Genomic DNA, 22,975 nt, shown 5'->3' with positions numbered 1-22,975 from the left:
CCGCACGGACAGAGCCGACGGCGCGTCACGGGGGAGTGCGGACAGTGGAACAGGCCGAACAGCGGGACGGGAGATCCGGCACCGCCCTGGAACTCCTGGTGCACGGAGTGGGCGGCACCACGCCCGCCGAGATGCTGGACGACCCGCGGACCGTGCGGATCACCGGCGACCACGTCGCGGCCGTCTTCCGGCGCGCGGAGGACGTCGACGCGGAGTCCCGGCCCGAGGACTACCGCGGCCGGCCGGTGCCCGAGGCCTACGTCTGGTGCAATCTCACCTCCGGCAACGGCACCCGCGCCCTCTGGCTGCTGCTCCTGCCGTTCATGGTGGTCAACCTCGCCCACTGGATGCGGCCCGCCGCGAGCGGCCGGATCCGCACGGTACGGCTGTACGGGCTGCTGGTGCGGCTCGCGGGGCTCACCCTGACGGTGCTGCTGGTCGCCGCCGCCTGCGAGGTCGCGCTCGACCTCGTTGCCTGGCAGTGCGCGGGCACGCGCGTGTGCGCCGAGCGCCACTCCTGGGTGGGCTTCCTGTCTCCGGTGGTCTCCGACGGCGGCTGGTGGAGCGCGCCCGGCCGCAGGCTCGCCCTCGCGGCCGCGGTACCCGCCGCCCTCACCGGTCTGCTGTGGTACCTGTCGCTGCGCACCTGGCGGGCGTACGAGTCCCAGCAGCCGATGGACCGCGAGTCCGACCCCGAGGAGGGCCCCGGCCACACCGCCCTCGGCCGGCCCGGCTTCTGGTACGGCCGCCGCCTGGTGGCCCGGCTGCGCGCCGCGCACACCGCCGCCGGGCTGCTGACCATCGCGGTGGCGGTCGGTGCGCCCGCGGCCCGCTTCGACCGCCGGCCGGGCGGACCCGCGGCACTGGACACGCTGGGATGGCTCCTCCAGGTCGCACTGGCCGCCGGTGCCGTCGCCGTGGTCGTCGTGGTCTGCCGTCGGGGCCGCAGCGAGAACCGCCTCGACCGGCGCCTCGACCGCCACCTCGTACGGCGTCTGCCGCTCGCCGCCCTCGTCCTGTTCGTCCTCACCCTGCTGTACGGCGGCTGGGACCGCCCGGGGTGGGCGTCGGCCGGCCGGCTCTCCGGTGACATGGCCTTCGGCGGCATCGCCCTGACGCAGGGCCTGCTGGTCATCGCCCTCGCCGTGGTCGCGCACCTGCTCCACCGCAGCCTCCCCGACGCCCGCGCGGCGATCCTCGGCCTCGGCGGACCCGCCGTCGTCATGCTGGCCTGCGCTCTGGGCGGCTTCATGTCCGGCGGCGTCGCCCAGCGCGTGTCGGACTGGATGGACGGCACCGGCACCTTCCTGGACGGCCCGCCCGTCCTGCTGACCTGGCAGGCGTCCGTCATCCCGCCGCTCCTCGTCGTAGTGCTGCTGCTGTGCGCCGCGCTGGCCCGGCACACCTGGGGCCTGGCCCGCGCCGAACGGGACGCCGTGGAGGGCGACCTCGCGGGGGAGGCCGGGGATCCCGGACGCACCCGGCGCATCGCGCTGGCCCGCGCGACGGCCACCCTCACCGACCGGGCGCCGCTGCTCGTCGCCATCACCTCCGCCGCCACCCTGCTGCTGGGCGCCGGAGCGCTGGTGGGTGCCCTGACGACCGACCAGGTGCCCGGTGAGGCGGCGCGCGGCACGTACGCCGTCGTGCACGGTGCCGCGCAGACCGCGCAGGCCCTGGGCTCCTGGCTGATCGGCCTCGGCTTCATACTGTTCGTGACGTGGGGCAGGCGCGCCTACAAGGACGCCTCCGCGCGGCGCACCATCGGCATCCTGTGGGACGTCGGCACCTTCTGGCCGCGCGCCGCCCACCCCTTCGCACCGCCCTGCTACGCCGAGCGCGCCGTGCCCGACCTGACCTGGCGGATGGCGACCTGGACCCGCGCCACCGGCGGACGGCTGGTCATCTCCGGGCACTCGCAGGGCAGCGTCCTCGCCGCCGCCGCGTCCTGGCAGCTGGAGCCGGCCGCCCGCAGGCGGGTCGCCCTGCTCACCTACGGCTCACCACTGGAGCGGCTGTACGGCCGCTGGTTCCCGGCCCACTTCGGACCGGAGGCGCTCGCCTCGCTGCACCGGGAGGTCGACTGCTGGCGCAACCTGTACCGCCGCACCGACCCCATCGGCGGACCGGTGCGGTTGCCCGGCGACTCGGGCCCCGCGGTGGACCGCGCGCCCCTCAAGGACCCGCTGACGTACGGACGCACCGAACTCCATCCGCTGCCCGCGCCGGTCCTCGGCCACTCCGACTACCAGGCCGACCCGGTCTTCGCCGAGGAGCGCGGACGGCTGCTGGCCCGTCTCCGACCGGAGGTGCCGGCGCCCCGCCACACCGGGGGCCCCACGTCCGTTCCGGCGGCGGACGACGCCACCGGGGCCTGCTAGGGGCCTGGCCGGCACGCGGGGTCTGGCGCGCCCATCTGCGGCGTTGTCGTCGGTTGCTGATCAGGCGCCGCCACTTTCCTGCGACCTGATCCGCCGGACAGGCCCTGGCGCTCCCTCGGCCGTCCGGGCGCCGGGTCCGTCACGGCAGCTCGGGCAGGTCGTCGGCGAACAGCAGGGTCAGGTCGTCCGTGCTGGGATCGGCCAGCTGGGCCACCCGGCTCGCGTGCCGTTCCACCATGGCCTCGAAGGTCTGGCGGGCGGTGCGGCCGTTGCCGAAGGCAGGGCCCTTGGGGATCGCCGTGAAGTACTTCGTCAGCGCCTCGGCCGTGCCGGTGGCCAGCCGGTACTCGTGCTCGTCGGCCTGCTGCTCGACGATCCGCAGCAACTCGTCGGGGCCGTAGTCGCCGAAGGTGATGGTGCGTGAGAAACGCGAAGCCACCCCCGGGTTGACCGACAGGAAGCGCTCCATCTCGGCCGTGTAGCCCGCGACGATCACCACGACCGAGTCGCGCTGGTCCTCCATGAGCTTGACCAGCGTGTCGATGGCCTCCTTGCCGAAGTCCCGGCCCGCGTCCTCGGGGGAGAGCGCGTACGCCTCGTCGATGAACAGCACCCCGCCGTGCGCCCGCTGGAACGCCTCCTGGGTGCGGATCGCCGTGGAGCCGATGTGCTCGCCGACCAGGTCCACCCGGGAGACCTCGACCAGGTGCCCCTTGTCCAGCACACCGAGGGAGGCGAGGATCTCGCCGTACAGCCGGGCGACCGTCGTCTTGCCGGTGCCCGGGGAGCCGGTGAAGACCAGGTGCCGCTTGACCGACGCGGCCTTCAGGCCCGCCTGCTGCCGGCGTCGGCCCACCTCGATCATGTCGGTCAGGGCCCGCACCTCGCGCTTGACGCTGTCCAGGCCGACCAGGGCGTCCAGTTCGCCGAGCACCGCCTTCGAGGTCCGCGCGGGCTCCTGCGGGGCGACGGCCGCGATCAGGGGCTCCTGCTCGGTGGTGCGCTGCCCGGGGATCGAGCCCAGCAGCCCCGGGGACTGGCTCACCGTCTGCACGACCGGCTCCGCCGGGGCGGTCGCCGCCGCGCCGCCGCTCTCGTCGCTGGTGCAGTCCTCGACGAGCGGACCGGAGTCGTACGCGCTGTCCGGGCCGCCCTCCGCGAACTCGTACCCACCGCGCGCGCACCGCTCCGTGCGGCACTTCTTGAGCGTCGTACGGCAGCCGTCGATCACGTGGAAGCCGTAGCCCGCGCTGCCGGTCACCCGGCAGTTCAGGAAGCTGCCGCGGCCGCCGGCCGACACGTAGACACCGGCCTCCGAAGGGGAGTCGACCGTGCAGCGTTCGATCGTGGGGTCGGCGCCCTTGGTGACTATGACGCCGGTGCGGTTGCCGTCCAGCGTGCAGTTGTTGAGGGTGCCGCCGCTGCCGTGGTCGCGGAACCACGCGCCCGTGGCCGCGTCCCGGATGCGGCAGTCGTCGAGCTGAGCGGTGGCGCCGTCGCTCACCGACACCGCCGTGTTGCGCACCTGGGACAGGTCGCTGTCGACGACGTCCGCGCGGGAGCCGCGGTCCAGGACGAACAGCGCGTCCGGTACGTCGTGCACCCGGCAGGAGTCGAGCACCGCGGTGGCGCCGTCGCTGACCCACACGGCCGGGTAGTCGCCCGTGCTGTCGAAGATCTCGCACTGGTTGGCGTCCACCCGCGTGCCCGGGTCCCACACCGACAGGCCGTTGCGGCCGAACTGCCGCACGGTGGTGCGGGTCAGGGTGAGGACGGAACGGGAGCGCAGATCGACCGCGTTCTCCGGGATGTCGTGGATGCGGCAGTCGGCGAGGGTGAGCACGGCGTCCGTGTCCAGGGTGACGCCGTCGCCGGTGGTGCGGTGCACGTCGCAGTCGGTCAGGTGCGCGGTGGCCCGGCCCGTGACCTGCACTCCGCTGCCCCGGACCTCGTACACCTCGCAGCCCACGGCCTCCAGCGCGGAGCCCTCGCCCGTCGCGGTCAGCCCGGAACCGGCGGCATGGTGCACGCGGCAGCGCTCCAGCCGGGGATGTGCGCCGGAACGCACCGCGACGCCCGCCTGTCCGGCCGAGACGACCTCGCACTCCTCGAACACGCCGCCCCCGCCGTCCAGCACGGCGATGCCGACACCGGCCGGATTGTCGACGACGCAGCGTCGCACCGTGGGCCGCGCGCTGCCGCGCACCTCTATCCCGGAGGCGGAACGCGCGACCACTCTCAGGCCCAGCAGCTCCGGCGTACCGTCCTCGACCAGCACCGCGGGCGCCGCCGCGTCCTGGCCCTCCACGTGCAGGTCCTGGATCACCGCCGAGGCGCGCACGGTCAGCGGGACGCCGTCGACGGGCGCGATGCGCACCGAACCCTGGCCGCCCTCGGGTCCGCGCAGGGTCACCGCCCGCTGGACGACGAGGTTCTCCCGGTAGGTCCCCGGGGCGACGGTGAGGACGTCACCCTCCGCCGCGGCCTCCAGGGCGGCGGCGAGCGATGCGTACTCACCTGTGCGGCGCCGCCACCGCGAGGTGCCGGTGTGCGTCACCTGGACCGTGCCCTGTGCCATGGCGTTGCTGTGCCCCCACCTCGTCGTACGCGGGTTGTCGCCGATTCGCTTCGGCCGGTCCACCGTAGCGTGCGCGCAGGTGGTGAGTTGACCGGAGCCGGAAGCCCGTCAGCTGCCCGTGCCGGTCCTGCCCCAGTCCGGGCCCGCCCGCTCCCACTCCCGCTCCCAACGCGCGTACCGGCCGCGGACCATGCGCCGGACGGCTGTGCGCCGGCCGGCCTCGACCAGGGCCGCCGCCGCCACCGCGGCGCCGATCCCGGCGAGCACGGCGTGCGTGGCCGCCGTCGCGCCGTCCAGCGGGCGGGCCACCGCGCGTCCCCGCTCGTCCGTCCACAGCCCGAAGCGGTCGCCGGGGCCGGGGTCGTCGATGCCGACCGTGACGGAGCCTTCGTGCCGGGATCCGTCCGGACCGGTCCAGTCGGCGAGGACGCGGCTGCGCAGGCTCTCACCGGCGCCCTCCGGGTCGACGGACAGGGTGGAGCGCTCCAGGGGACGCACCACGATGGCCGTCACCCGGTGCCGCGACTCGTGCTGTTCGCGCACCGACCGCTGGAGGGTGTCCTGGGCGGCGCCGCCCGCGAGCACGCCGAGCAACGGCGCCACGGACAGGATGAGCAACAGACCCGCCAGTGCCACCCATGCCTCGGCCAGGTCGGTCGCGCGGCACAGCGGATTGCGCCGCCAGCGCCACAGCCCCCGGATCGCCCGCACGTCCGCCCCCTTTCCTGCTCCCCGCCACCCCCCGGCCGGCCCGTCCCGGCCTCATTCTCATGAACGTCTCACAAAGCCAAACGCCCGGAGCGGGGAACGGGTTCCCGGCTCCGGTCCGGTGTCCTGATCCCGCCGCCGGGGCGTGGCACGTCAGCCGACGATCCGCACCGGGTCGCCGACCCGGACCGTGCCGCGGCCCACCGGGACCAGGTTCTGCCCGAAGACCAGCTTGCCGTCGACACGGCGGTGCCGCCCGAGGGTGTGCAGGGGCTCCGCTCCGCGTCCGGCGGTGGCCTGGTCGGTGGTGGTCACGACGCAGCGCCCGCAGGGTTTGGCGACCCGCAGGACGACCTCGCCGACCGTGACGCGGGACCAGCCGTCCTCCGCCCACGGTTCGGTGCCGGAGACCACCAGGTTCGGCCGGAAGCGGCTCATGGGCAGAGGTCCGTCGGCGGCGTGCGGGCCGCCCGCGATCAGGGAGTTGAGGGCGTCCAGGGAGGCCGTCGTCGTGAGCAGCAGCGGGAAGCCGTCGGCGAAGGTGACGGTCTCGCCCGGCAGCGCGTACCGGGGGTCCACGGGCCGGCGGGTCGCGGGATCGTCCAGGTGCACCAGCCGGACCTCCGCCCCGAGGAAGGCGCTGCACCAGTCGTGCGCGGCCGCGTCGTCCGCGGGCAGCGCCTCGACCTTGTCACGGAAGAGCAGCGCCGGGACGGTGACCGTCCCGCGCGGCACCGGCACCGTGAGCGGCTCCATGCCGGGTGCGGACAGCCGGACGCCGCCGCCGGGCAGAAGCTCGGCGGCGGCCAGGGCGAGGCGCGGCTGCTTGCGTTGCGTGACGACCTTTCCCCCGTCGTCGATCAGCATCCAGCGTCGGTCTCCGGCCGGCCCCCAGGGCTCCATGACGACCTCCCGGAGCGACAGGCTCCGGAACGACTTGACCGGATGGACGTGGATCGACCGCAGTCGCGCGTTCCCCATGACGCCATCGTGCCAGGTGGCACGGACGATCCCGGGGACGGCTCAGTAGCCGCGGTACTGCTGCTGGTTGTACGGGTCCTGGTACGGCGCGGGGGCCGGCCGGGGAGTCGCGGGGCGCATCGCCTCGTAACCCGCGGGGCCGGGCGCCGCAGGGCGGGGCTGCTGCTGGTACTGGGGACCGGGGTACCCGCGCGGTGCGGTCGCCTGCTGGGGGATGTACGCGGCGGGGGCCTGCTGCAGGGGCGCGGGCTGCGGCGCCTGCTGCGGGTAGCCGTAGGAGGACTGGGAGGGACCCGCCGGGAGGGCGGGCAGGGCGGACGGGAGCGCGGGCAGATGACTGCTCGGCACGTCGTACGCCGCGGGGACCCGGATCGGGGCGATCTGCGGGGTGCCCCGTTCGGCCACGAGCGAGTCGTAGATCGGGGTGTCCGGGAAGGAGGCGGAGTAGTAGCCGCCGCCATAAGTGGAGCGGGGGGAGGTCATGGCCATAAGTTAAGCCCACGATGTGCTGGTTGGGGAGACCGATAAGAGGGTTGTTTTCCGTGTCCGCACTGACCCGGTACCCCCAATGCGAGCGAACTCGGCAAAATAGGGCGTCACGCCGCGCGTTTTTGAGGTAAAGGCCGTGTTCCGAGCGGGTTACCGGCGGTTGGCCGAACATCTCGCCGGACCTCTCGTCGCACTCCGCGCGTGGGACGGACGGCCGGGAGAATAGGTTGGGCGCGGAGAACACGACGAAGCGCCGGGAAGCGGCCCGGTGACACCTGATGGGGGCAGACATGTCGATGTCGAAAGGATCGAACACCCCGGTGCCGACGACGGCGCTGCGGGTCGAACTGGGCTGGCGATCCGGCCCCTCAGTCCCCGACGCGGACGCGTCCGCCCTGCTCCTGGTGGGCGGAAAGGTGCGTTCCGACGCGGACTTCGTCTTCTACAACCAGCCCGCGCACTCCTCCGGCGCGGTCCGGCACGAGGGCAAGCGGGACGCCGGTGGGCGGGTGACCGACAGCCTCCACGTCGACCTCGCGCGCGTGGAGCCCGCGATCGAGACCGTCATCCTCGCCGCCTCCTCGGACGGCGGCCCGTTCGGACGGGTCCCGGACCTCTACGTCGAGGTGCGCGACGCGGCGCGGAACACCGTGGTGGCCCGCTTCGACAACCCGGGCGCGACCGTGGAGACGGCCTTCGTGCTGGGCGAGTTCTACCGCCGCCAGGGCGCCTGGAAGTTCCGCGCCGTCGGTCAGGGTTACGACAGCGGGCTCGAGGGTCTGGCCACGGACTACGGCATCTCGGTGGACGAACCCCAGCAGGCACCCGCGCCCGTTCCGCCGGCCCCCGCGGTCACGCCGCCCCCACCGCCCTCCGCGGCACCGCCCGCTCCTCCGGTCACGCCTCCCGCCGTCACCACCCCGCCCCCGCCCCCGACCGCGCCGCCGTCCGCCGCGCCGGTCCGGCTGACCAAGGTCACGCTCACCAAGGCGGCGCCCTCCGTATCGCTGACCAAGCAGGGCGGCACCTCGGGGGCGCTGCGCGTCAACCTCAACTGGCAGGTGCGCAAGCAGTTCTCCGGCTGGGCCCGCAAACTGGGCCGCCCGGTCGCCATGCACGACGACCTCGACCTCGACCTGTGCGCCCTGTACGAACTCAACGACGGCAGCAAGGGCGTGGTCCAGGCACTCGGCAACGCCTTCGGAGCCCTCGACCGGCCGCCGTTCGTCCACCTCGACGGCGACGACCGCACCGGCGCGGTCTCCACCGGCGAGAACCTCACGGTCAGCCTCGACCACCAGCAGTACTTCCGGCGCATCCTCGTCTTCGTGACCATCTACCAGGGGGCCCGCTCCTTCGCCGACCTGCACGCCACGGTCACCCTCCAGCCGCAGTACGGCGCCCCGGTCGACTTCTCGCTCGACGAGTGCACCGTGCCCTCCACGGTGTGCGCCCTCGCGCTGATCACCAACACCGGAGGCGACCTCGTCGTACAGCGCGAGGCCCGGTACCTGGTGCCGGAACGCGGCGTGAGCCCGCAGCGCACCGTCGACCATGCCTACGGATGGGGCATGAACTGGACCCCCGGCCGCAAGTGACGGAGCCCGTCCGGCCCGTCAGCCCTCGTCGGGCACGACGTCCGGACGGGCGTAGGTGCGGCCCTTCCATGCCGCACCCCGCCCCCGGTAGTGCTGCACCGCCGAGTCGACCGTCATCAGGAGATAGAGGAACGCGGTGAACGGCAGCAGGGGAGCGAGCCACAGCGGCTGCCGGTAGTGGCGCACCATCGGCGCGTACGTCCCCGCCATCACCAGCCACGCGGCGCCCCCCAGGACAGCCGCCGCCGTCTCGCCCCGCACCGCGCCGACGACGACCGCGAGCGGCGGCACCAGGTACACGAGGGCCAGCCCGGCCACCGTGCCGGCGAGCACCAGCGGGTTGTGCCGCAGTTGCGCGTACGCGCTGCGCGCGACCATGCGCCACAGGTCGCGCAGCCGCGGGTAGGGACGCACGCTGTCCGCCCGCTCGGCCAGGCCCAGCCAGACGCGCCCGCCGGAGCCCTTGACCGCGCGGGCGAGCGCCACGTCGTCGATGACGGCGTGCCGGATGGCGTCCGGAATCCGCGCCCGTTCGGCCGCCCCGGTCCGCAGCAGCACACAGCCGCCGGCCGCCGCCGCGGTCCTCCCCCGGCGCCCGATCCACCGGAACGGATAGAGCTGCGCGAAGAAGTAGACGAAGGCGGGCACCACGAGCCGCTCCCACCCGCTCGCCACCCGCAGCCGCGCCATCTGGGAGACGACGTCGAAACCGCCGGTGCCGGCCGCCGCCACCAGCGCGCGCAGACTGTCCGGCGCGTGCGCGATGTCGGCGTCGGTCAGCAGCAGGTACTCGGGCTCACGCGCGCGTGCCAGGGTGATGCCGTGCCGCACCGCCCACAGCTTGCCCGTCCAGCCGGCGGGCGGCTCACCGGGCGAGGCCACGGTCAGCGGCAGCCCCTCGTGCCGCCGGGCCAGCTCGCACGCCAGCTCACCCGTGCCGTCGGTGCTCCCGTCGTCGATCAGGAAGACCTCCGCCCGCCCCGGGTAGTCCTGGGCGAGCAGCGACGGCAGGCTCGCGGGCAGAACCACCGCCTCGTCGCGCGCCGGGACGACGACGCACACCGAGGGCCAGACACCGGGTTCCTCCCGGGCCGGCAGTCCGACGTCCGTACGCCAGAAGAAGCCCCGCGCGAACAGCAGCCACAGCCAGGCGGCGAGGGAGAGTGCGGATACGACGGTCACCGGGGTCATCCACGCGTCGGCGCTCACGTGCGCAGTCTGCCCCACGCCACCGGCCCTCGACCGCGCATCGTCTATGGTGGCCGGGTGAAGATCGCGCTCATGGACTCCGGAATCGGTCTGCTGGCGGCAACCGCCGCGGTACGGCGCCTGCGACCGGACGCCGATCTCATCCTCTCCCTCGACCCCGACGGCATGCCCTGGGGTCCGCGCACCCCCGAGGACCTGACCGGCCGGGCCCTCGCGGTGGCCGAGGCCGCCGCCGCGCACCGGCCCGACGCCCTGATCGTCGGCTGCAACACCGCCACCGTGCACGCGCTGCCCACGCTGCGCGCCCGCCTGGAGCCCGCGCTGCCCGTCGTCGGCACCGTACCGGCGATCAAGCCCGCCGCGGCCGGTGGCGGTCCCGTGGCGATCTGGGCGACCCCCGCCACCACCGGCAGCCCCTACCAGCGCGGCCTCATCGCGGACTTCGGCGGCGACGCGACCGTCACCGAAGTGCCGTGCCCGGGGCTCGCGGAAGCCGTCGAGTACGCGGACGAGGCGGCCATCACCGCGGCCGTCGCCGCCGCGGCGGCCCTCACCCCCGACGAGGTAACGACCGTCGTCCTGGGCTGCACCCATTACGAACTGGTCGCCGAGCGCATCCGCGCCGCCGTGCAGCGCCCCGGCGCCCCGCGGCTCGTGCTGCACGGCTCGGCGGGCGCGGTCGCCGCCCAGGCGCTGCGCCGGATCGGCGCCCACCCCGACCCCGGCGCCCCGGCCGAGGGCACCCTCACCGTGCTGCTCAGCGGACGTGAGGGCACGCTGCCCGCGCCCGCGCTGGCCTACGCCGAGGGCAGGCTCCTGCGCGCGGTCACACCGGCCCGCTGACCGGGCCGTCCGCCCGGACGGACCAGTCACCCAGCGCGACGAGGTACCCGCGCAGCGAAACATGAGTAACCTCATAGCCATGAGGCATCGCCACGGCGAGACCATCCCGCAGCCGGACATCTGGACCGGACGTGCCACCAACCGGGTCCAGTGGTTCCTGGCGCTCATCGGCGCGGCCTGCATGGCGCTCGGCATCGCCCTGGCCGTCGACTCCGCCTGGGAGTCCGGCGTCGTCCCGCTCACCATGGCGGTCGTCGGCTGCATCGCGGCGGGACTGCTGGTGCTCTTCGGCACCCTCGCCTTCGTACACGTCGCGCTGCGGGTCGACGAGGACTGCCTCGAAGTGCGCTGCGGCCACATCGGCCTGCCGCGTCGGCGCATCCCCCTGTCCCACGTCGTCGGGGCCGAGTTCGCCCCGCACGTCACCCCGCGCCACTGGGGCGGCTGGGGCTACCGCTGGCGGCCCGAGAAGGGCACCGCCGTGGTGGTGCGGCGCGGCGAGGGCCTGATCCTCAAGCTGGGCGACGGGCACACCTTCACGGTCACCGTGGACGACGCGGAGGCGGCCGTCCAGGTCATCACGGACCGGCTGCGCCCGAAGGCACCCGAGCAGCCCGCGCACTGAGCGCACCCTCATCGGCGAGCGGGCGGGACGTGGCCAGCCCCGCGAGGAGCCCCGCGCCCACCGACACCGCCGTGAAGCTCAGCGCGTTGCCGACGGCGGCGATCGCGGCCAGGGCGGTGAGAGCCACGCCGGCGGTGAGGACGACCGGCGTGGGCCGCGGCGAGCGCCACAGCGCGTACAGCACCCAGCCGAACGCCGCGCCCAGCAGCACCACGCCCACGACGCCCTGTTCGGCGGCCTGCTGCCAGAGCGCCGAGTGCGGCCCGCCGTCCGGCACCGGCATTCCGGCGGCGGTCGGACTCAGCGCGCCGAAGCGCCCCGGGCCCGCGCCGAACACCACGTCCGCGCGCAGCAGCTCCAGCGCGTCGCGCCACAGCTGCACGCGATGGGCGGTCAGCTGCCCCTCCAGGGAGGCGGCGAGACCGTCCGGTACCCATGCGCTGAGGACCATCCACCCCAGGCCCGCCACCACGCCCGTGGCCCCACCCAGCCCGGCGATCCCCGCGCCGCGGGGCGTCCGGCCGGCCGCGAGGGAACACACCAGCACCACGGCACACGCGACGCAGCCCACGGCCGAACCGATCGCCGCCGCGGCCACGGCGATCCCGACGGCCTGGCAGCCGCAGCGCCACCCGCACGACGGCCGCCCGGGCGGCCCATGCCCCGCAACACGCGGCACCCGCCGACAGCGCGAGCAACGCGGCGGTCGCACCCGCGTGCCCGAGCGGTGCGGTGATCCGCGGTCCCGGCGCGAGATGCGGGACCGCCACCGTGAGGGCCAGCCCGGTCAGCGCCGCGGCCGAGGGGGCGGCGACCGGGAGCAGCGCCCCGCAGATCCGCCCCGCGGCGTAACCGGCGGCCACGGCCAGCACGGCGAGCAGCACGCCCTCCGGGCGCCCGTCGCGCGCCGCCGCGGTGATCAGCGACCAGGACGCGCACGCCCCGAGGATCACCACCCCCGCGGTGTCGGCACCGCCGCGTCTGCCGCCGTCGGCGTCAGCCGTCCTCGCGGCGTCCGCGGACGCCGTCCCCCTCGAACCCACCGCGTCCCCCGCCCCCGTCGCCCCCGACCTGACGGGCCCCGCCGCCCGCCCGGCGACCGAGGCTCGGACACACCGTAACGGCTGGTCGGCGAAGTGTGGACGGCTCGGCGCCCGGTTGTGCCGAAACGACACGGCATCGGTCGGCGGCCACCCGTCGGCCATGTGCGGGCCGTCCGCATGCCGCCGCGGACCGTGCTGTCGGGGGTTCGGTCACCCGCCGTACACTCCGGGGGGTGACAGCCACCGCAACCTCCGTCGGCGAGCCGGACCGGACGCAGCCGCAGCCCACGCCCGCCTCCCGGCTCACCGCACGGCTCCTGCGCCTCCTCCCGGCCGCCGCAGCCGCGCTCTCCGGAGTACTGCTCTACGTCAGCTTCCCGCCGCGCACCCTGTGGTGGCTGGCCCTGCCCGCCTTCGCCGTCCTCGGCGGGGTGCTGCGCGGCCGCGGCTGGAAGGCGGGCCTCGGCCTCGGCTACCTCTTCGGCCTCGGCTTCCTGCTGCCGCTGCTGGTGTGGACCGGTGTGGAGGTCGGCCCCGGCCCCTGGCTCGCCCTGGTGGCGATCGAGGCGCTCTTCGTCGCGCTGGTCGGCGCGGGGGTCGCCGCGGTGTCGAAGCTGCCGGGATGGCCCGTGTGGGCGGCGGCGCTGTGGATCGCGGGGGAGGCCGCACGCGCGCGCGTGCCCTTCGAGGGGTTCCCCTGGGGCAAGATCGCGTTCGGCCAGGCGGACGGCGTGTTCCTGCCCCTCGCCGCGCTCGGCGGCACGCCGGTGCTCGGGTTCGCGGTCGTCCTGTGCGGCTTCGGCCTCTGCGAGGCGGTGCGTCTCGCCGTTCGGGCGCGCCGGGCCGGCGAGGTACGGCGTGGCGCGGCGGCGGTGGCCCTCGTCGCGGTGGCCGTCCCGGTCGTGGCCGCCGTCGCCGCCCGCCCGCTGGTCAGCGACGAGGCGGAGGACGGCACCGCGACCGTGGCGGTGATCCAGGGCAACGTGCCGCGCGCGGGCCTCGACTTCAACGCGCAGCGGCGGGCCGTACTCGACTATCACGCGCGGGAAACGGAACGCCTCGCCGCCGAGGTGAGGGCGGGCCGGGTGGACCGCCCCGACTTCGTGCTCTGGCCGGAGAACTCCTCGGACATCGACCCCTTCGCCAACACCGACGCGCGCATGGTCATCGACCGCGCCGTCAAGGCGATCGGCGCGCCCGTCTCGGTCGGCGGCGTCGTCGAACGGGACGGCAAGCTGCTCAACGAGCAGATCCTCTGGGACCCCGACAAGGGCCCCGTCGACACCTACGACAAGCGCCAGATCCAGCCCTTCGGCGAGTACCTCCCGCTGCGCTCGCTCATCGGGGCGATCAACGACGACTGGACCTCCATGGTCAGCCGGGACTTCAGCAGGGGCACCGAGCCCGGCGTCTTCTCCATGGCGGGCACCGAGGTCGGCCTGGTCACCTGCTACGAAGCCGCCTTCGACTGGGCCGTGCGCTCCGAGGTCACCGACGGCGCCCAGATGATCTCCGTACCCAGCAACAACGCGACCTTCGACCGCAGCGAGATGACCTACCAGCAGCTCGCCATGTCCCGCGTCCGCGCGGTCGAGCACAGCCGGACCGTCACGGTCCCGGTGACCAGCGGCGTCAGTGCGATCATCATGCCGGACGGCCGGATCACCCAGAAGACCGGCATGTTCGTCGCGGACTCCCTGGTCCAGGAGGTGCCCCTGCGCTCCTCCGAGACCCCGGCCACCCGGCTGGGCGTACTCCCCGAGATCGCTCTCGTGCTGGTCGCGGCGGGCGCGCTGGGCTGGGCCGTCGGCGCCGGTGTGCGCGGGCGACGCGCCCGTGACGTGTAGCCGTACGCCCGTCGCACGCCCCGTGACACCGCCGGGAGTGGCCGGCGTGGCCCGTTAGGGTCGTTCGCATGGCTACTCCCGACTTCATCCTCGACCTGCGCGCGACGGCCGGACAGCAACTGCTCTGGCTCCCCGGAGTCACCGCCGTCGTCTTCGACGACGAGGGGCGGGTGCTCCTGGGCCGGCGGTCCGACAACGGGCGGTGGTCACTGATCGGAGGCATCCCCGAGCCCGGCGAGCAGCCCGCCGCCTGCGCGATGCGCGAGGTGGAGGAGGAGACCGCCGTCCGGTGCGTCGTCGAGCGGCTGGTCCTCGTCCAGGCGCTGAACCCCGTGACGTACGACAACGGGGACGTCTGCCAGTTCATGGACGTCACCTTCCGCTGCCGGGCCGTGGGGGGTGAGGCCCGGGTCAACGACGACGAGTCGCTGGAGGTGGGCTGGTTCGCCGTGGACGCGCTGCCGGAGCTGGGGGAGTTCGGGCAGGTCAGGATCAAGCAGGCGCTGTCCGACGCACCCACATGGTTCGACCCCACTGCCCCCTACTGAAGTATGGGGCGTGCCCACATGGGGAGCGGGGCGGGCGCTGCCTAGGGTCGGGGACATGACCTCGTCCAGCGTCCTCCCGGCCCCCCACGCCTCCTCGCTCGACCTCGACGGCCGCACCGCCCTCGTCACCGGCGCCGCCGGGGGCATCGGCCGTGCCTGTGCCCTGCGCCTGGCCGCCGCCGGGGCCCGGGTCAGAGCGGTCGACCGGGACGCGGCGGGACTGGACGCGCTCGCCGAGAGCAGCACCGACCTCGCGGGCAGCGTCGTGCCCCAGGTCCTGGACCTGACCGACCTGGACGCCGCCGAACGGGCCGCCGCCGGCACCGACCTCCTGGTCAACAACGCCGGGATCCAGCTGGTGCGGCCCATCGAGGAGTTCCCGCCGGACGTCTTCCACACGGTGCTCACCGTGATGCTGGAGGCGCCCTTCCGCCTGATCCGCGGCGCCCTGCCGCACATGTACGGGCAGGGCTGGGGCCGCATCGTCAACATCTCCTCCGTGCACGGCCTGCGCGCCTCCGCCTACAAGTCGGCCTATGTCGCCGCCAAGCACGGCCTGGAGGGCCTGTCCAAGACCGCGGCCCTCGAAGGCGCCGCCCACGGCGTCACCTCGAACTGCGTGAACCCCTCCTACGTGCGCACCCCGCTCGTCGAGCGGCAGATCGCCGACCAGGCCCGGGCCCACGGCATCCCCGAGGAGCAGGTGCTCACCGACGTGCTGCTCCAGGACAGCGCCGTGCGGCGGCTGATCGAACCGGACGAGGTCGCCGAGGCGGTCGCGTACCTGTGCGGGCCGCAGGCGTCCTTCGTCACCGGCACCTCACTCGTGCTGGACGGCGGCTGGACGGCGCACTGAGCCCGGTCCCGGCCCGCGCACCGGCCGGCCCGGCGGCGGCCCCTGTGGACGGGGTTGTCCACAGGGCTGCCGGGACGACCGGGCGATGGGGAATCCTGTGAGCATGTCCCGCGATCACCTGCAGTCCACCGAGCGCCCGGCCGAGGGCGCCGGAGCGCCGGCCGGCGACGCCGTCGTCCCGGCGTCCGCCGCCGTCGAGACGCCGTTCCTGGAGCTGCTGGCCCGGGGCGCGTCCGCCGACGCCTACGAGCAGCCGGTCCTGCTCGCCCGCGCCGAGGGAGGACCGGCCGACCGGATCGACGCGCTCGACCGGGCCAAGCAGCTCGCGCTGCGCGTGCGCTCCGAGCTGGAGGGCCGGCGCAGGCGGGAGGCGGAGCTGTCCGCGCTGTTCGAGACGGCCCACGACCTCGCCGGACTGCGCGACCTGGACGCGGTGCTGCGGGCGATCGTGCAGCGGGCCCGTTCCCTGCTCGGCACCGACGTGACCTACCTCAGTCTCCACGACGCGGCCCGCGGCGACACCTACATGCGGGTCACCGAGGGCTCGGTCGCCGCCCGCTTCCAGCAGCTGCGGCTCGGCATGGGGGAAGGGCTCGGCGGCCTCGTCGCCCAGACCGCCCGGCCCTACGTCACCGACGACTACTTCAAGGACGCCCGCTTCCAGCACACCCGCACCATCGACGCGGGCGTGAGCGACGAGGGCCTGGTCGCCATCCTCGGCGTCCCTCTCCTGCTCGGCCACCACGTCATCGGCGTGCTCTTCGCCGCGGACCGGCGGGCCCGGGTCTTCGAGCGCGAGCAGATCGCCCTGCTCGGTTCCTTCGCCGCCCTCGCGGCCGCCGCCATCGACACCGCCAACCTGCTCGCCGAGACCCGCTCGGCCCTGGCCGGCCTGGAGCGGGCCAACGAGATCATCGGGGACCGCAGCGCCGTCATCGAGCGCGCCTCCGACGTCCACGACCGGCTCACCGAGCTGGTCCTGCGCGGTGGCGGGGTGCACGACGTGGCCGCCGCCGTCTCCCAGGTCCTGGACGGCACCGTCGAGTTCACCGAGGCGGGATCGGCGCCGGCGAGGGCCCTGGAGGTGTCCCGCGCCGAGGGACACGCGGTGCGGCACGAGGACGACTGGATCGCCGCCGTCGCCGCCGGTGACGAACTGCTCGGCGCCCTGGTCCTGCGCGGCCACCCCGGACTCGACCCCGTCGACCAACTCACCCTGGAGCGGGCCGCGATGGTCACCTCCCTGCTGTTGCTCGCCCGCCGCTCCGCCGCCGAGGCCGAGCAGCGTGTCCGCGGCGAGCTGCTCGACGACCTGCTCGACGCCCGCGACCGCGACCCGCGCCTGCTGGGCGACCGCGCCCGGCGGCTCCGTGCCGACCTGGCCGCCACACACGTCGTGCTCGCCGCCCGGCTCGACACAGCGGCGTCCGACGCCGACCAGGAGGCGGACGCGCGCAGGCGCCTGTGGGCCGCCGCCTCCCACCTCGCCGCGACCCGGCACGGCCTGGCCGCCGCACGGGACGGCGGCACGGTGCTCCTGCTGCCGCTCGACGCCGGTGACGGGGCCACGGACCTGGCCCGCCGCACCGCCCGGCACCTCGGCCGGGCCGTCCACGAGAGCGTCACCGTCGGCGCCTCCGCACCCGTGGAGGACCTCGCCGCCCGCCCCGACGCCGTCGCCGCCGCCTACGCCGAGGCCCGGCGCTGCCTCGACGCCCTGGGCCTGCTGGGCCGCTCCGGGGACGGTGCCGCCGCCGAGGACTTCGGCTTCCTGGGCCTGCTGCTGGCCGGCGAGCAGAACGTCTCGGGTTTCGTCGAGCGCACCATCGGCCAGGTCGTCGCCTACGACGAGCGGCGCGGCACCGAGCTGCTGCACACCCTCGACGCCTACTTCGCGTGCGGCATGAGTCCGGCCCGCACCAAGGACGAACTCCACGTCCACGTGAACACGGTCGCCCAGCGCCTGGAGCGCGTGGGCCGCCTCCTGGGCGACGACTGGCAGAGCCCCGACCGCGCACTGGAGATACAACTGGCCCTCAGACTCCACCGGCTGTCGCTCCCGGCACAGCACTGACCCCGCACGCACGGGCGTACGGGGTCGGTAGCGGGCGGTGGGCCGGGCTCAGACTGAGCGCGCCCCCTGCGCACGGGAGGCCTTGACCGACCCGTCCTCGTCCTCGGGGGCCGACACGGGCTCCGCGAGGTCGCGGTGGCGCGTCTCCTTGGCCACGCCCACCGCGACCAGGGTCAGCAGGACGGAAGCGATCACGTAGAGGGAGATCGGGGTGGAGCTGTCGTACTCGGAGAGCAGCGCGGTGGCGATCAGCGGCGCCGGAGCACCGGCCGCGACGGAGGCGAACTGGGCGCCGATCGACGCCCCTGAGTACCGCATCCGGGTCGCGAACATCTCGGAGAAGAAGGCGGCCTGGGGCGCGTACATGGCGCCGTGCAGCACCAGCCCCACGGTCACCGCGAGCAGCAGACTGCTGAAGTCGCCGTGGTCGATCAGCATGAAGAACGGGAACATCCACAACCCCACGCCGGCCGCGCCCAGCAGATACACGGGCCGTCGGCCGATGCGGTCCGACAGCGCGCCCCAGGCCGGGATGGCCGCGAAGTGCACCGCCGAGGCGATCAGGACCGCGTTGAGCGCGGTCTGCTTGGAGACGTCGGCCGCGGTGGTGGCGTAGACGAGGATGAAGGCGGTGATGACGTAGTAGCTGATGTTCTCCGCCATGCGCGCGCCCATCGCGATCAGTACGTCGCGCCAGTGGTGCCGCAGCACGGCGACGACGGGCATCGGTTCGGCCTTCGCCTTGCGCGACTCGGCCTGCGCCAGCGCCTGCTTGAAGACGGGCGATTCGTCGACGGACAGCCGGATCCACAGACCGACCATGACCAGTACGCCGGAGAGCAGGAACGGTATCCGCCAGCCCCAGCTGTTGAACGCGGAGTCCGACAGCACGGCGGTCAGCAGCGACAGCACACCCGTGGCCAGCAACTGCCCCGCCGGCGCCCCGGTCTGCGGCCAGGACGCCCAGAACCCGCGCCGCCGCGCGTCCCCGTGCTCGGACACCAGCAGCACGGCGCCGCCCCACTCACCACCGAGGGCGAACCCCTGGACGAGCCGCAACACGGTCAGCAGCACGGGAGCGGCCGTGCCGATCGTCGCGTGGGTGGGGAGCAGCCCGATCGCGAAGGTCGCACTGCCCATCATCAACAGGCTCAGGACCAGCAGCTTCTTACGTCCGAGCCGGTCACCGTAATGACCGAAGACCAGGGCACCCAGCGGCCGCGCGGCGAAGCCGACGGCGTACGTCAGGAACGAGAGCAGCGTGCCGACCAGCGGGTCGGAGTCCGGGAAGAACAGCTTGTTGAAGACGAGGGCGGCGGCGGAGCCGTAGAGGAAGAAGTCGTACCACTCGATGGTGGTGCCGATGAGGGATGCGGCGACGATGCGCTTGAGGTTGTTCGGGGCTGGTGGAGCGGCTGCGGGCGACGACATCGGCACCACTTCCTGGGGATCAACGGGGACGTTTGCGTGTCGCCACACCGTAGGAATTCGCAGGTCAGGCGCACATGTGGCGGGGCAACATAGTTCGCGGGTCGGCTATGCGTGCGGCCACCATGCCAGCTCGTGGCAAGACGGTTCAGGGGCATGGCGCGCGCCCGGGCGCGGTGCGCTTCTTCACACCTCGGACGCAGGAGAGCGGCCGGCGCTGTTACTCACTTTCGGGTGAACGCTCTCGAGGTGTCGGGGTGGCGTGCCGTGGCGGTCTCGGCTCTCGGCCCAACGGACACAAGGGGACACGTGCTTCAGTGGCGTCAACACAGTGCATTCGGCACATACATGCCCAATACAGTCGAGGGTCACCGGGATGTCGGTGGTTGGTAACACCGTTCACGTCGTCTCCACGAACCGGTCGACCGGCCCGCAATCTGTGAGGGCACGGCCGACCGGCCGGGCAACGCGCCACGCACCACCACCCCGGGGCCTGGATCCCGGGGCAGGCGGTGCCCGCACAAAGCAGGGGGAACCTGTGTCGAAGTCCATCACCGCCCGCCGCCTGACCGCCGGCGCCCTCGCCGTCGGAGCCCTGACCGCCGCACTCGTGGTGCCGGCGTCAGCCGCCGACCACCAGCGCCAGCGGCCCGGCATCGAGATCACGGACGTCCAGTACAACGCCCCGGGCCGTGACAACCGCTCCAACCGTTCCCTGAACAAGGAATGGGTGGAGATCACCAACAACACCCGCCGCGCGGTCAACCTGAACGGCTGGACCCTCAGGGGTGAGGACGGCCACCGCTACACCTTCCGCCACTACCGCCTCGACGGCCGCGCCACCGTCCGCGTCCACACCGGCGAGGGCCGTGACTCCCGCACCGACGTGTTCCAGGACCGCCACAACCACGTGTGGGGCAACCGCTCCGACACCGCCACGCTCCGCAACGACCACGGGCGCTTCATCGATGACAAGTCCTGGGGTCACCACCGTCACGGCGGCCGCCGCTGACGACCGGACCCACCGCTGACCATCACAGCCGGTAAGGAGCCCGCCATCCTTGAAGGGGTGGCGGGCTTCCGCTCGTTCCACTGGCACGCCACCCGCCGAGGCTCGGGCCGTCGGCCGCACGGATTCACCCATCCTGGTTGGCGGCTTTGGGTCTGACCGCACGGCTCCGCGAGCCTCACAATGGCCAGTACATGACATTGGAGGCCGCTGTGGCTCGCACGCGTTCCGACCGCCCCTCGCACGTCACCGTTACCGCCGCCGTTCTCCTGGCCCTGCTGCTCGGCTGGACCGCCGTCCTCGGCCCGGTGGCGGACGCCGCGCCGCGGGAGAGACCGGCCGCCTTCGCGGTGCGCGGCGGCGACGTCCTCTACAGCGCGGGCGCCCGCTGCACCGTCGGGTTCAACGCCCGTTCCGGATCCGCCGAGTACGCGCTGTTGTCGGGCCGGTGTGCGCAGACGGCCGGCACCTCCTGGTACGCCGACGCCGCCCTCACCGTCCCCGTCGGGGTCACCGCGGGGGTCAGCTTTCCCGGCAACGACTACGCGACCGTCCGGTACACCGGCACGACGGTCGCCCGTCCGGGCGAGGTCTCCCTGGGCGCCGGGGCGGGCACCCGCGACATCACCGCCGCGGCCCACCCCGTCGTCGGCCAGTCGGTCTGCCATGTCGGACGCACTACCGGACACCGTTGCGGGATCGTCCAGGCGGTCAACGTCACGGTCAACTACGGCGGAGGGAGCGTGAGCGGTCTCTTCCGGTCCAACGTCTGCTCCGAACCCGGAGACGTGGGCGGCCCGGCCTTCTCCGGCACCACCGCGCTGGGCATCATCGTCGGCAGCAGCGGCAACTGCGGCTCGGGAGGCTTCACCTACTACCAGCCGGTGGTCGAGTGGCTGTCGGTGTACGGACTGAGCATCTACTGACCGACGCCACCCCGACGCGCACCCACGCATTGCGGCGAGACGTCCCGTCTCGTATAGTGGGGTCATGGCTTTCCTCTTCTTCGTCTGAGTCCGGGCACGGCCCCTGCCGCCGCTTCTGCTGCCCGTAGACCCCTCGATTCAGCAGGGAAAGACCCATGCGCGACCGCGCTCGTACCGTGCTGCCCACTGCCGTCCCCGCGGTGGCGCAGCTGTCCGTCAAGTCCGTCACCAAGTCCTATGGCACCCGGACCGTCCTCGACCAGGTCTCCTTCACTGTCCGGCCCGGCGAGAAGGCCGCCGTCGTCGGTGAGAACGGCTCCGGCAAGTCCACCCTGCTCCGGCTGCTCGCCACGGCCGAGACGCCGGACGCCGGGGAGGTCACCGTCCGTTTCCCCGGCGGGACGGGCCATCTCGCCCAGACCCTCGACCTCGACGCCGACTGCACCGTGCAGGACGCCGTCGACCTCGCCCTGACCGAACTGCGCGACATGGAGCGAAGGCTCCGTACCGCGGAGGAGTACCTCGCCGACGCGACGGACGAGCAGCTGGCCGCATACGGCGAGCTGCTGACCGCCTACGAGGAACGCGGCGGATACGAGGCGGACGCCCGTGTGGACGTCGCCCTGCACGGGCTCGGGCCGGCGGGGATCGCCCGGGAGCGCCCGCTCGGCTCACTGTCCGGCGGCGAGCAGTCGCGCCTCGCCCTCGCCTGCGTCCTGGCCGCCGCTCCCGAACTGCTGCTCCTGGACGAGCCGACGAACCACCTCGACGCGACGGCCGTGCGCTGGCTGGAGGAACACCTGCGCGCACACCGCGGCACCGTCGTCGCGGTCACCCACGACCGCGGCTTCCTGGAGCGCATCGCCACCACGATCCTCGAGGTCGACCGGGACGAGCGCACCGTGCGCCGGTACGGTGACGGCTGGGACGGGTATCGCGCCGCGAAGGCCGCCGCCCGGCGCGGAGCGGAGCAGCGGTACGCGGACTGGGTCGAGGAGATGGCGCACGCGCAGGAGCTGCTGGAGGCCGCGGGCAGGCGGCTGGCCAGCACCGGCCGCGACCCGAAGCAGGGCTTCGGCAAGCACCGCCGTTCCAGCGAGGCGAAGCTCGGCGGCCAGGTGCGCTCGGTGCGGGAGCGCTTGGACCGGCTGCGGCGCAACCCGGTGGCCAAGCCGCCCGTACCGCTCCGGTTCACGACGGCGCCGCCGTCGGCGCTCGGCGGCCCGGTCCAGGGCACCCTCGCCGAACTCGACGACGTACGGGTCGGGGAACGGCTGCGCCTGGACGGGCTCCTGACGATCGAGCCCGGAGGACGCCTCCTCGTCACGGGCGGGAACGGCGCGGGCAAGACGACGCTGCTCCGCGTCCTGGCGGGCGATCTGCGGCAGGACGCCGGTACGGCGCGCCGGCCCGCCCGCATCGGTTACCTCGCCCAGGAACTGCCCACGCGGGCCACGCGGCTGCCACTGCTCGCCGCGTTCGCCGCCGGGCGGCCCGGACCGCCGGAGGAGTACGCCGAACAGCTCCTGTCCCTGGGGCTGTTCCGCGAACAGGACCTGCTCGTGCCTGTCGCCGCCCTGTCGGTGGGGCAGCAGCGGCGCCTGCAGATCGCGACCCTGGTGACCCGGCCCGCGGACCTTCTCGTCCTCGACGAGCCGACCAACCACATCGCACTCGACCTGGCCGAGGACCTGCAAGCGGCGCTCGCGGCGTACCCGGGGGCAGTGGTCGCGGTCTCGCACGATCGCTGCTTCCGGGCGCGTTTCGAAGCCGAGCATCTGGAACTGCACGCCGGCCGCAGACGCTGACCGGTCGTCGCGTACCGGCGCGGG

Annotated in this window: 17 protein-coding genes and 1 pseudogene; 11 read left to right on the top strand and 7 right to left on the bottom strand. The window is 73.9% G+C overall.

The window, feature by feature from the left end; all coding sequences use genetic code 11:
- The first annotated feature begins 131 nt into the window (after positions 1-131).
- Entirely contained in the window at positions 132-2,381 is a 2,250-nt protein-coding gene (locus OIE75_RS04215) for a hypothetical protein (RefSeq protein ID WP_443078440.1), read from the top strand.
- A 139-nt stretch (positions 2,382-2,520) separates the two neighbouring features.
- On the opposite strand, the gene OIE75_RS04210 is transcribed toward OIE75_RS04215, so the two are convergent.
- The 4 genes from OIE75_RS04210 to OIE75_RS04195 all read right to left on the bottom strand — a co-directional run bounded on the left by OIE75_RS04210 (position 2,521) and on the right by OIE75_RS04195 (position 7,131).
- Positions 2,521-4,959, bottom strand: coding sequence for a right-handed parallel beta-helix repeat-containing protein (locus OIE75_RS04210; protein ID WP_307009765.1), 2,439 nt, complete (start codon positions 4,957-4,959; stop codon positions 2,521-2,523).
- 108 nt (positions 4,960-5,067) lie between these two features.
- Positions 5,068-5,670, bottom strand: a complete 603-nt coding sequence (locus tag OIE75_RS04205) for an Rv1733c family protein (protein ID WP_329469587.1) — start codon at positions 5,668-5,670, stop codon at positions 5,068-5,070.
- Positions 5,671-5,820: 150 nt separating this feature from the next.
- Positions 5,821-6,648 carry an MOSC domain-containing protein gene (locus tag OIE75_RS04200; RefSeq protein ID WP_329469585.1) on the bottom strand — a complete coding sequence of 276 codons (828 nt, stop codon included), beginning with the start codon at positions 6,646-6,648 and terminating at the stop codon, positions 5,821-5,823.
- Positions 6,649-6,690: 42 nt separating this feature from the next.
- A complete protein-coding gene (locus OIE75_RS04195; RefSeq protein WP_161328455.1) occupies positions 6,691-7,131 on the bottom strand; it encodes a DUF6643 family protein in 441 nt (146 codons plus the stop codon).
- 302 nt (positions 7,132-7,433) lie between these two features.
- On the opposite strand from OIE75_RS04195, the gene OIE75_RS04190 reads away from it, so the two are divergent.
- Positions 7,434-8,735, top strand: a complete 1,302-nt coding sequence (locus tag OIE75_RS04190) for a TerD family protein (RefSeq protein ID WP_307017736.1) — start codon at positions 7,434-7,436, stop codon at positions 8,733-8,735.
- 18 nt (positions 8,736-8,753) lie between these two features.
- On the opposite strand, the gene OIE75_RS04185 is transcribed toward OIE75_RS04190, so the two are convergent.
- Positions 8,754-9,926 carry a glycosyltransferase gene (locus tag OIE75_RS04185; RefSeq protein ID WP_329473928.1) on the bottom strand — a complete coding sequence of 391 codons (1,173 nt, stop codon included), beginning with the start codon at positions 9,924-9,926 and terminating at the stop codon, positions 8,754-8,756.
- 75 nt (positions 9,927-10,001) lie between these two features.
- Here OIE75_RS04185 and OIE75_RS04180 point away from each other — a divergent pair, with 75 nt between their 5' ends.
- Both OIE75_RS04180 and OIE75_RS04175 read left to right on the top strand, forming a co-directional pair.
- A complete protein-coding gene (locus tag OIE75_RS04180; protein ID WP_329469580.1) occupies positions 10,002-10,787 on the top strand; it encodes a glutamate racemase in 786 nt (261 codons plus the stop codon).
- Positions 10,788-10,866: 79 nt separating this feature from the next.
- Positions 10,867-11,412, top strand: a complete 546-nt coding sequence (locus OIE75_RS04175) for a hypothetical protein (protein WP_307009756.1) — start codon at positions 10,867-10,869, stop codon at positions 11,410-11,412.
- Here OIE75_RS04175 and OIE75_RS04170 read toward each other — a convergent pair.
- A pseudogene (locus OIE75_RS04170) lies at positions 11,366-12,368 on the bottom strand (O-antigen ligase family protein). The gene OIE75_RS04175 and the pseudogene OIE75_RS04170 sit on opposite strands and share 47 nt — an antisense overlap.
- A gap of 320 nt (positions 12,369-12,688) precedes the next feature.
- Here OIE75_RS04170 and lnt point away from each other — a divergent pair.
- The 4 genes from lnt to OIE75_RS04150 all read left to right on the top strand — a co-directional run bounded on the left by lnt (position 12,689) and on the right by OIE75_RS04150 (position 17,780).
- Positions 12,689-14,302, top strand: a complete 1,614-nt coding sequence (gene lnt / locus OIE75_RS04165; RefSeq protein ID WP_329469578.1) for an apolipoprotein N-acyltransferase — start codon at positions 12,689-12,691, stop codon at positions 14,300-14,302.
- Between the two features lie 68 nt (positions 14,303-14,370).
- Positions 14,371-14,850 (top strand): NUDIX hydrolase, encoded by a 480-nt coding sequence (locus OIE75_RS04160; protein ID WP_307009752.1) that lies wholly within the window; start codon positions 14,371-14,373, stop codon positions 14,848-14,850.
- Between the two features lie 55 nt (positions 14,851-14,905).
- Complete coding sequence (locus OIE75_RS04155; protein ID WP_329469577.1) at positions 14,906-15,706, top strand: 3-hydroxybutyrate dehydrogenase; 801 nt, start codon at positions 14,906-14,908, stop codon at positions 15,704-15,706.
- Between the two features lie 103 nt (positions 15,707-15,809).
- Positions 15,810-17,780, top strand: a complete 1,971-nt coding sequence (locus OIE75_RS04150; RefSeq protein WP_329469576.1) for a helix-turn-helix domain-containing protein — start codon at positions 15,810-15,812, stop codon at positions 17,778-17,780.
- Between the two features lie 48 nt (positions 17,781-17,828).
- Here the strand turns inward: OIE75_RS04150 and OIE75_RS04145 are convergent, their stop codons facing one another.
- A complete protein-coding gene (locus OIE75_RS04145) occupies positions 17,829-19,211 on the bottom strand; it encodes an MFS transporter (RefSeq protein WP_329469575.1) in 1,383 nt (460 codons plus the stop codon).
- A gap of 535 nt (positions 19,212-19,746) precedes the next feature.
- On the opposite strand from OIE75_RS04145, the gene OIE75_RS04140 reads away from it, so the two are divergent.
- The 3 genes from OIE75_RS04140 to abc-f all read left to right on the top strand — a co-directional run bounded on the left by OIE75_RS04140 (position 19,747) and on the right by abc-f (position 22,951).
- Positions 19,747-20,220: a lamin tail domain-containing protein gene (locus tag OIE75_RS04140; RefSeq protein WP_307009747.1), complete on the top strand. Its 474-nt coding sequence runs from the start codon at positions 19,747-19,749 to the stop codon at positions 20,218-20,220.
- A 209-nt stretch (positions 20,221-20,429) separates the two neighbouring features.
- Complete coding sequence (locus OIE75_RS04135; protein WP_329469573.1) at positions 20,430-21,143, top strand: S1 family peptidase; 714 nt, start codon at positions 20,430-20,432, stop codon at positions 21,141-21,143.
- A 155-nt stretch (positions 21,144-21,298) separates the two neighbouring features.
- Complete coding sequence (gene abc-f / locus OIE75_RS04130) at positions 21,299-22,951, top strand: ribosomal protection-like ABC-F family protein (RefSeq protein ID WP_329469571.1); 1,653 nt, start codon at positions 21,299-21,301, stop codon at positions 22,949-22,951.
- Positions 22,952-22,975: the final 24 nt, after the last annotated feature.

The sequence above is a fragment of the Streptomyces sp. NBC_01723 genome (assembly GCF_036246005.1).
Lineage (GTDB): Bacteria > Actinomycetota > Actinomycetes > Streptomycetales > Streptomycetaceae > Streptomyces.
Note: the sequence above shows the minus strand (reverse complement) of the source record. Positions and strands in the feature narration are given on the sequence as shown.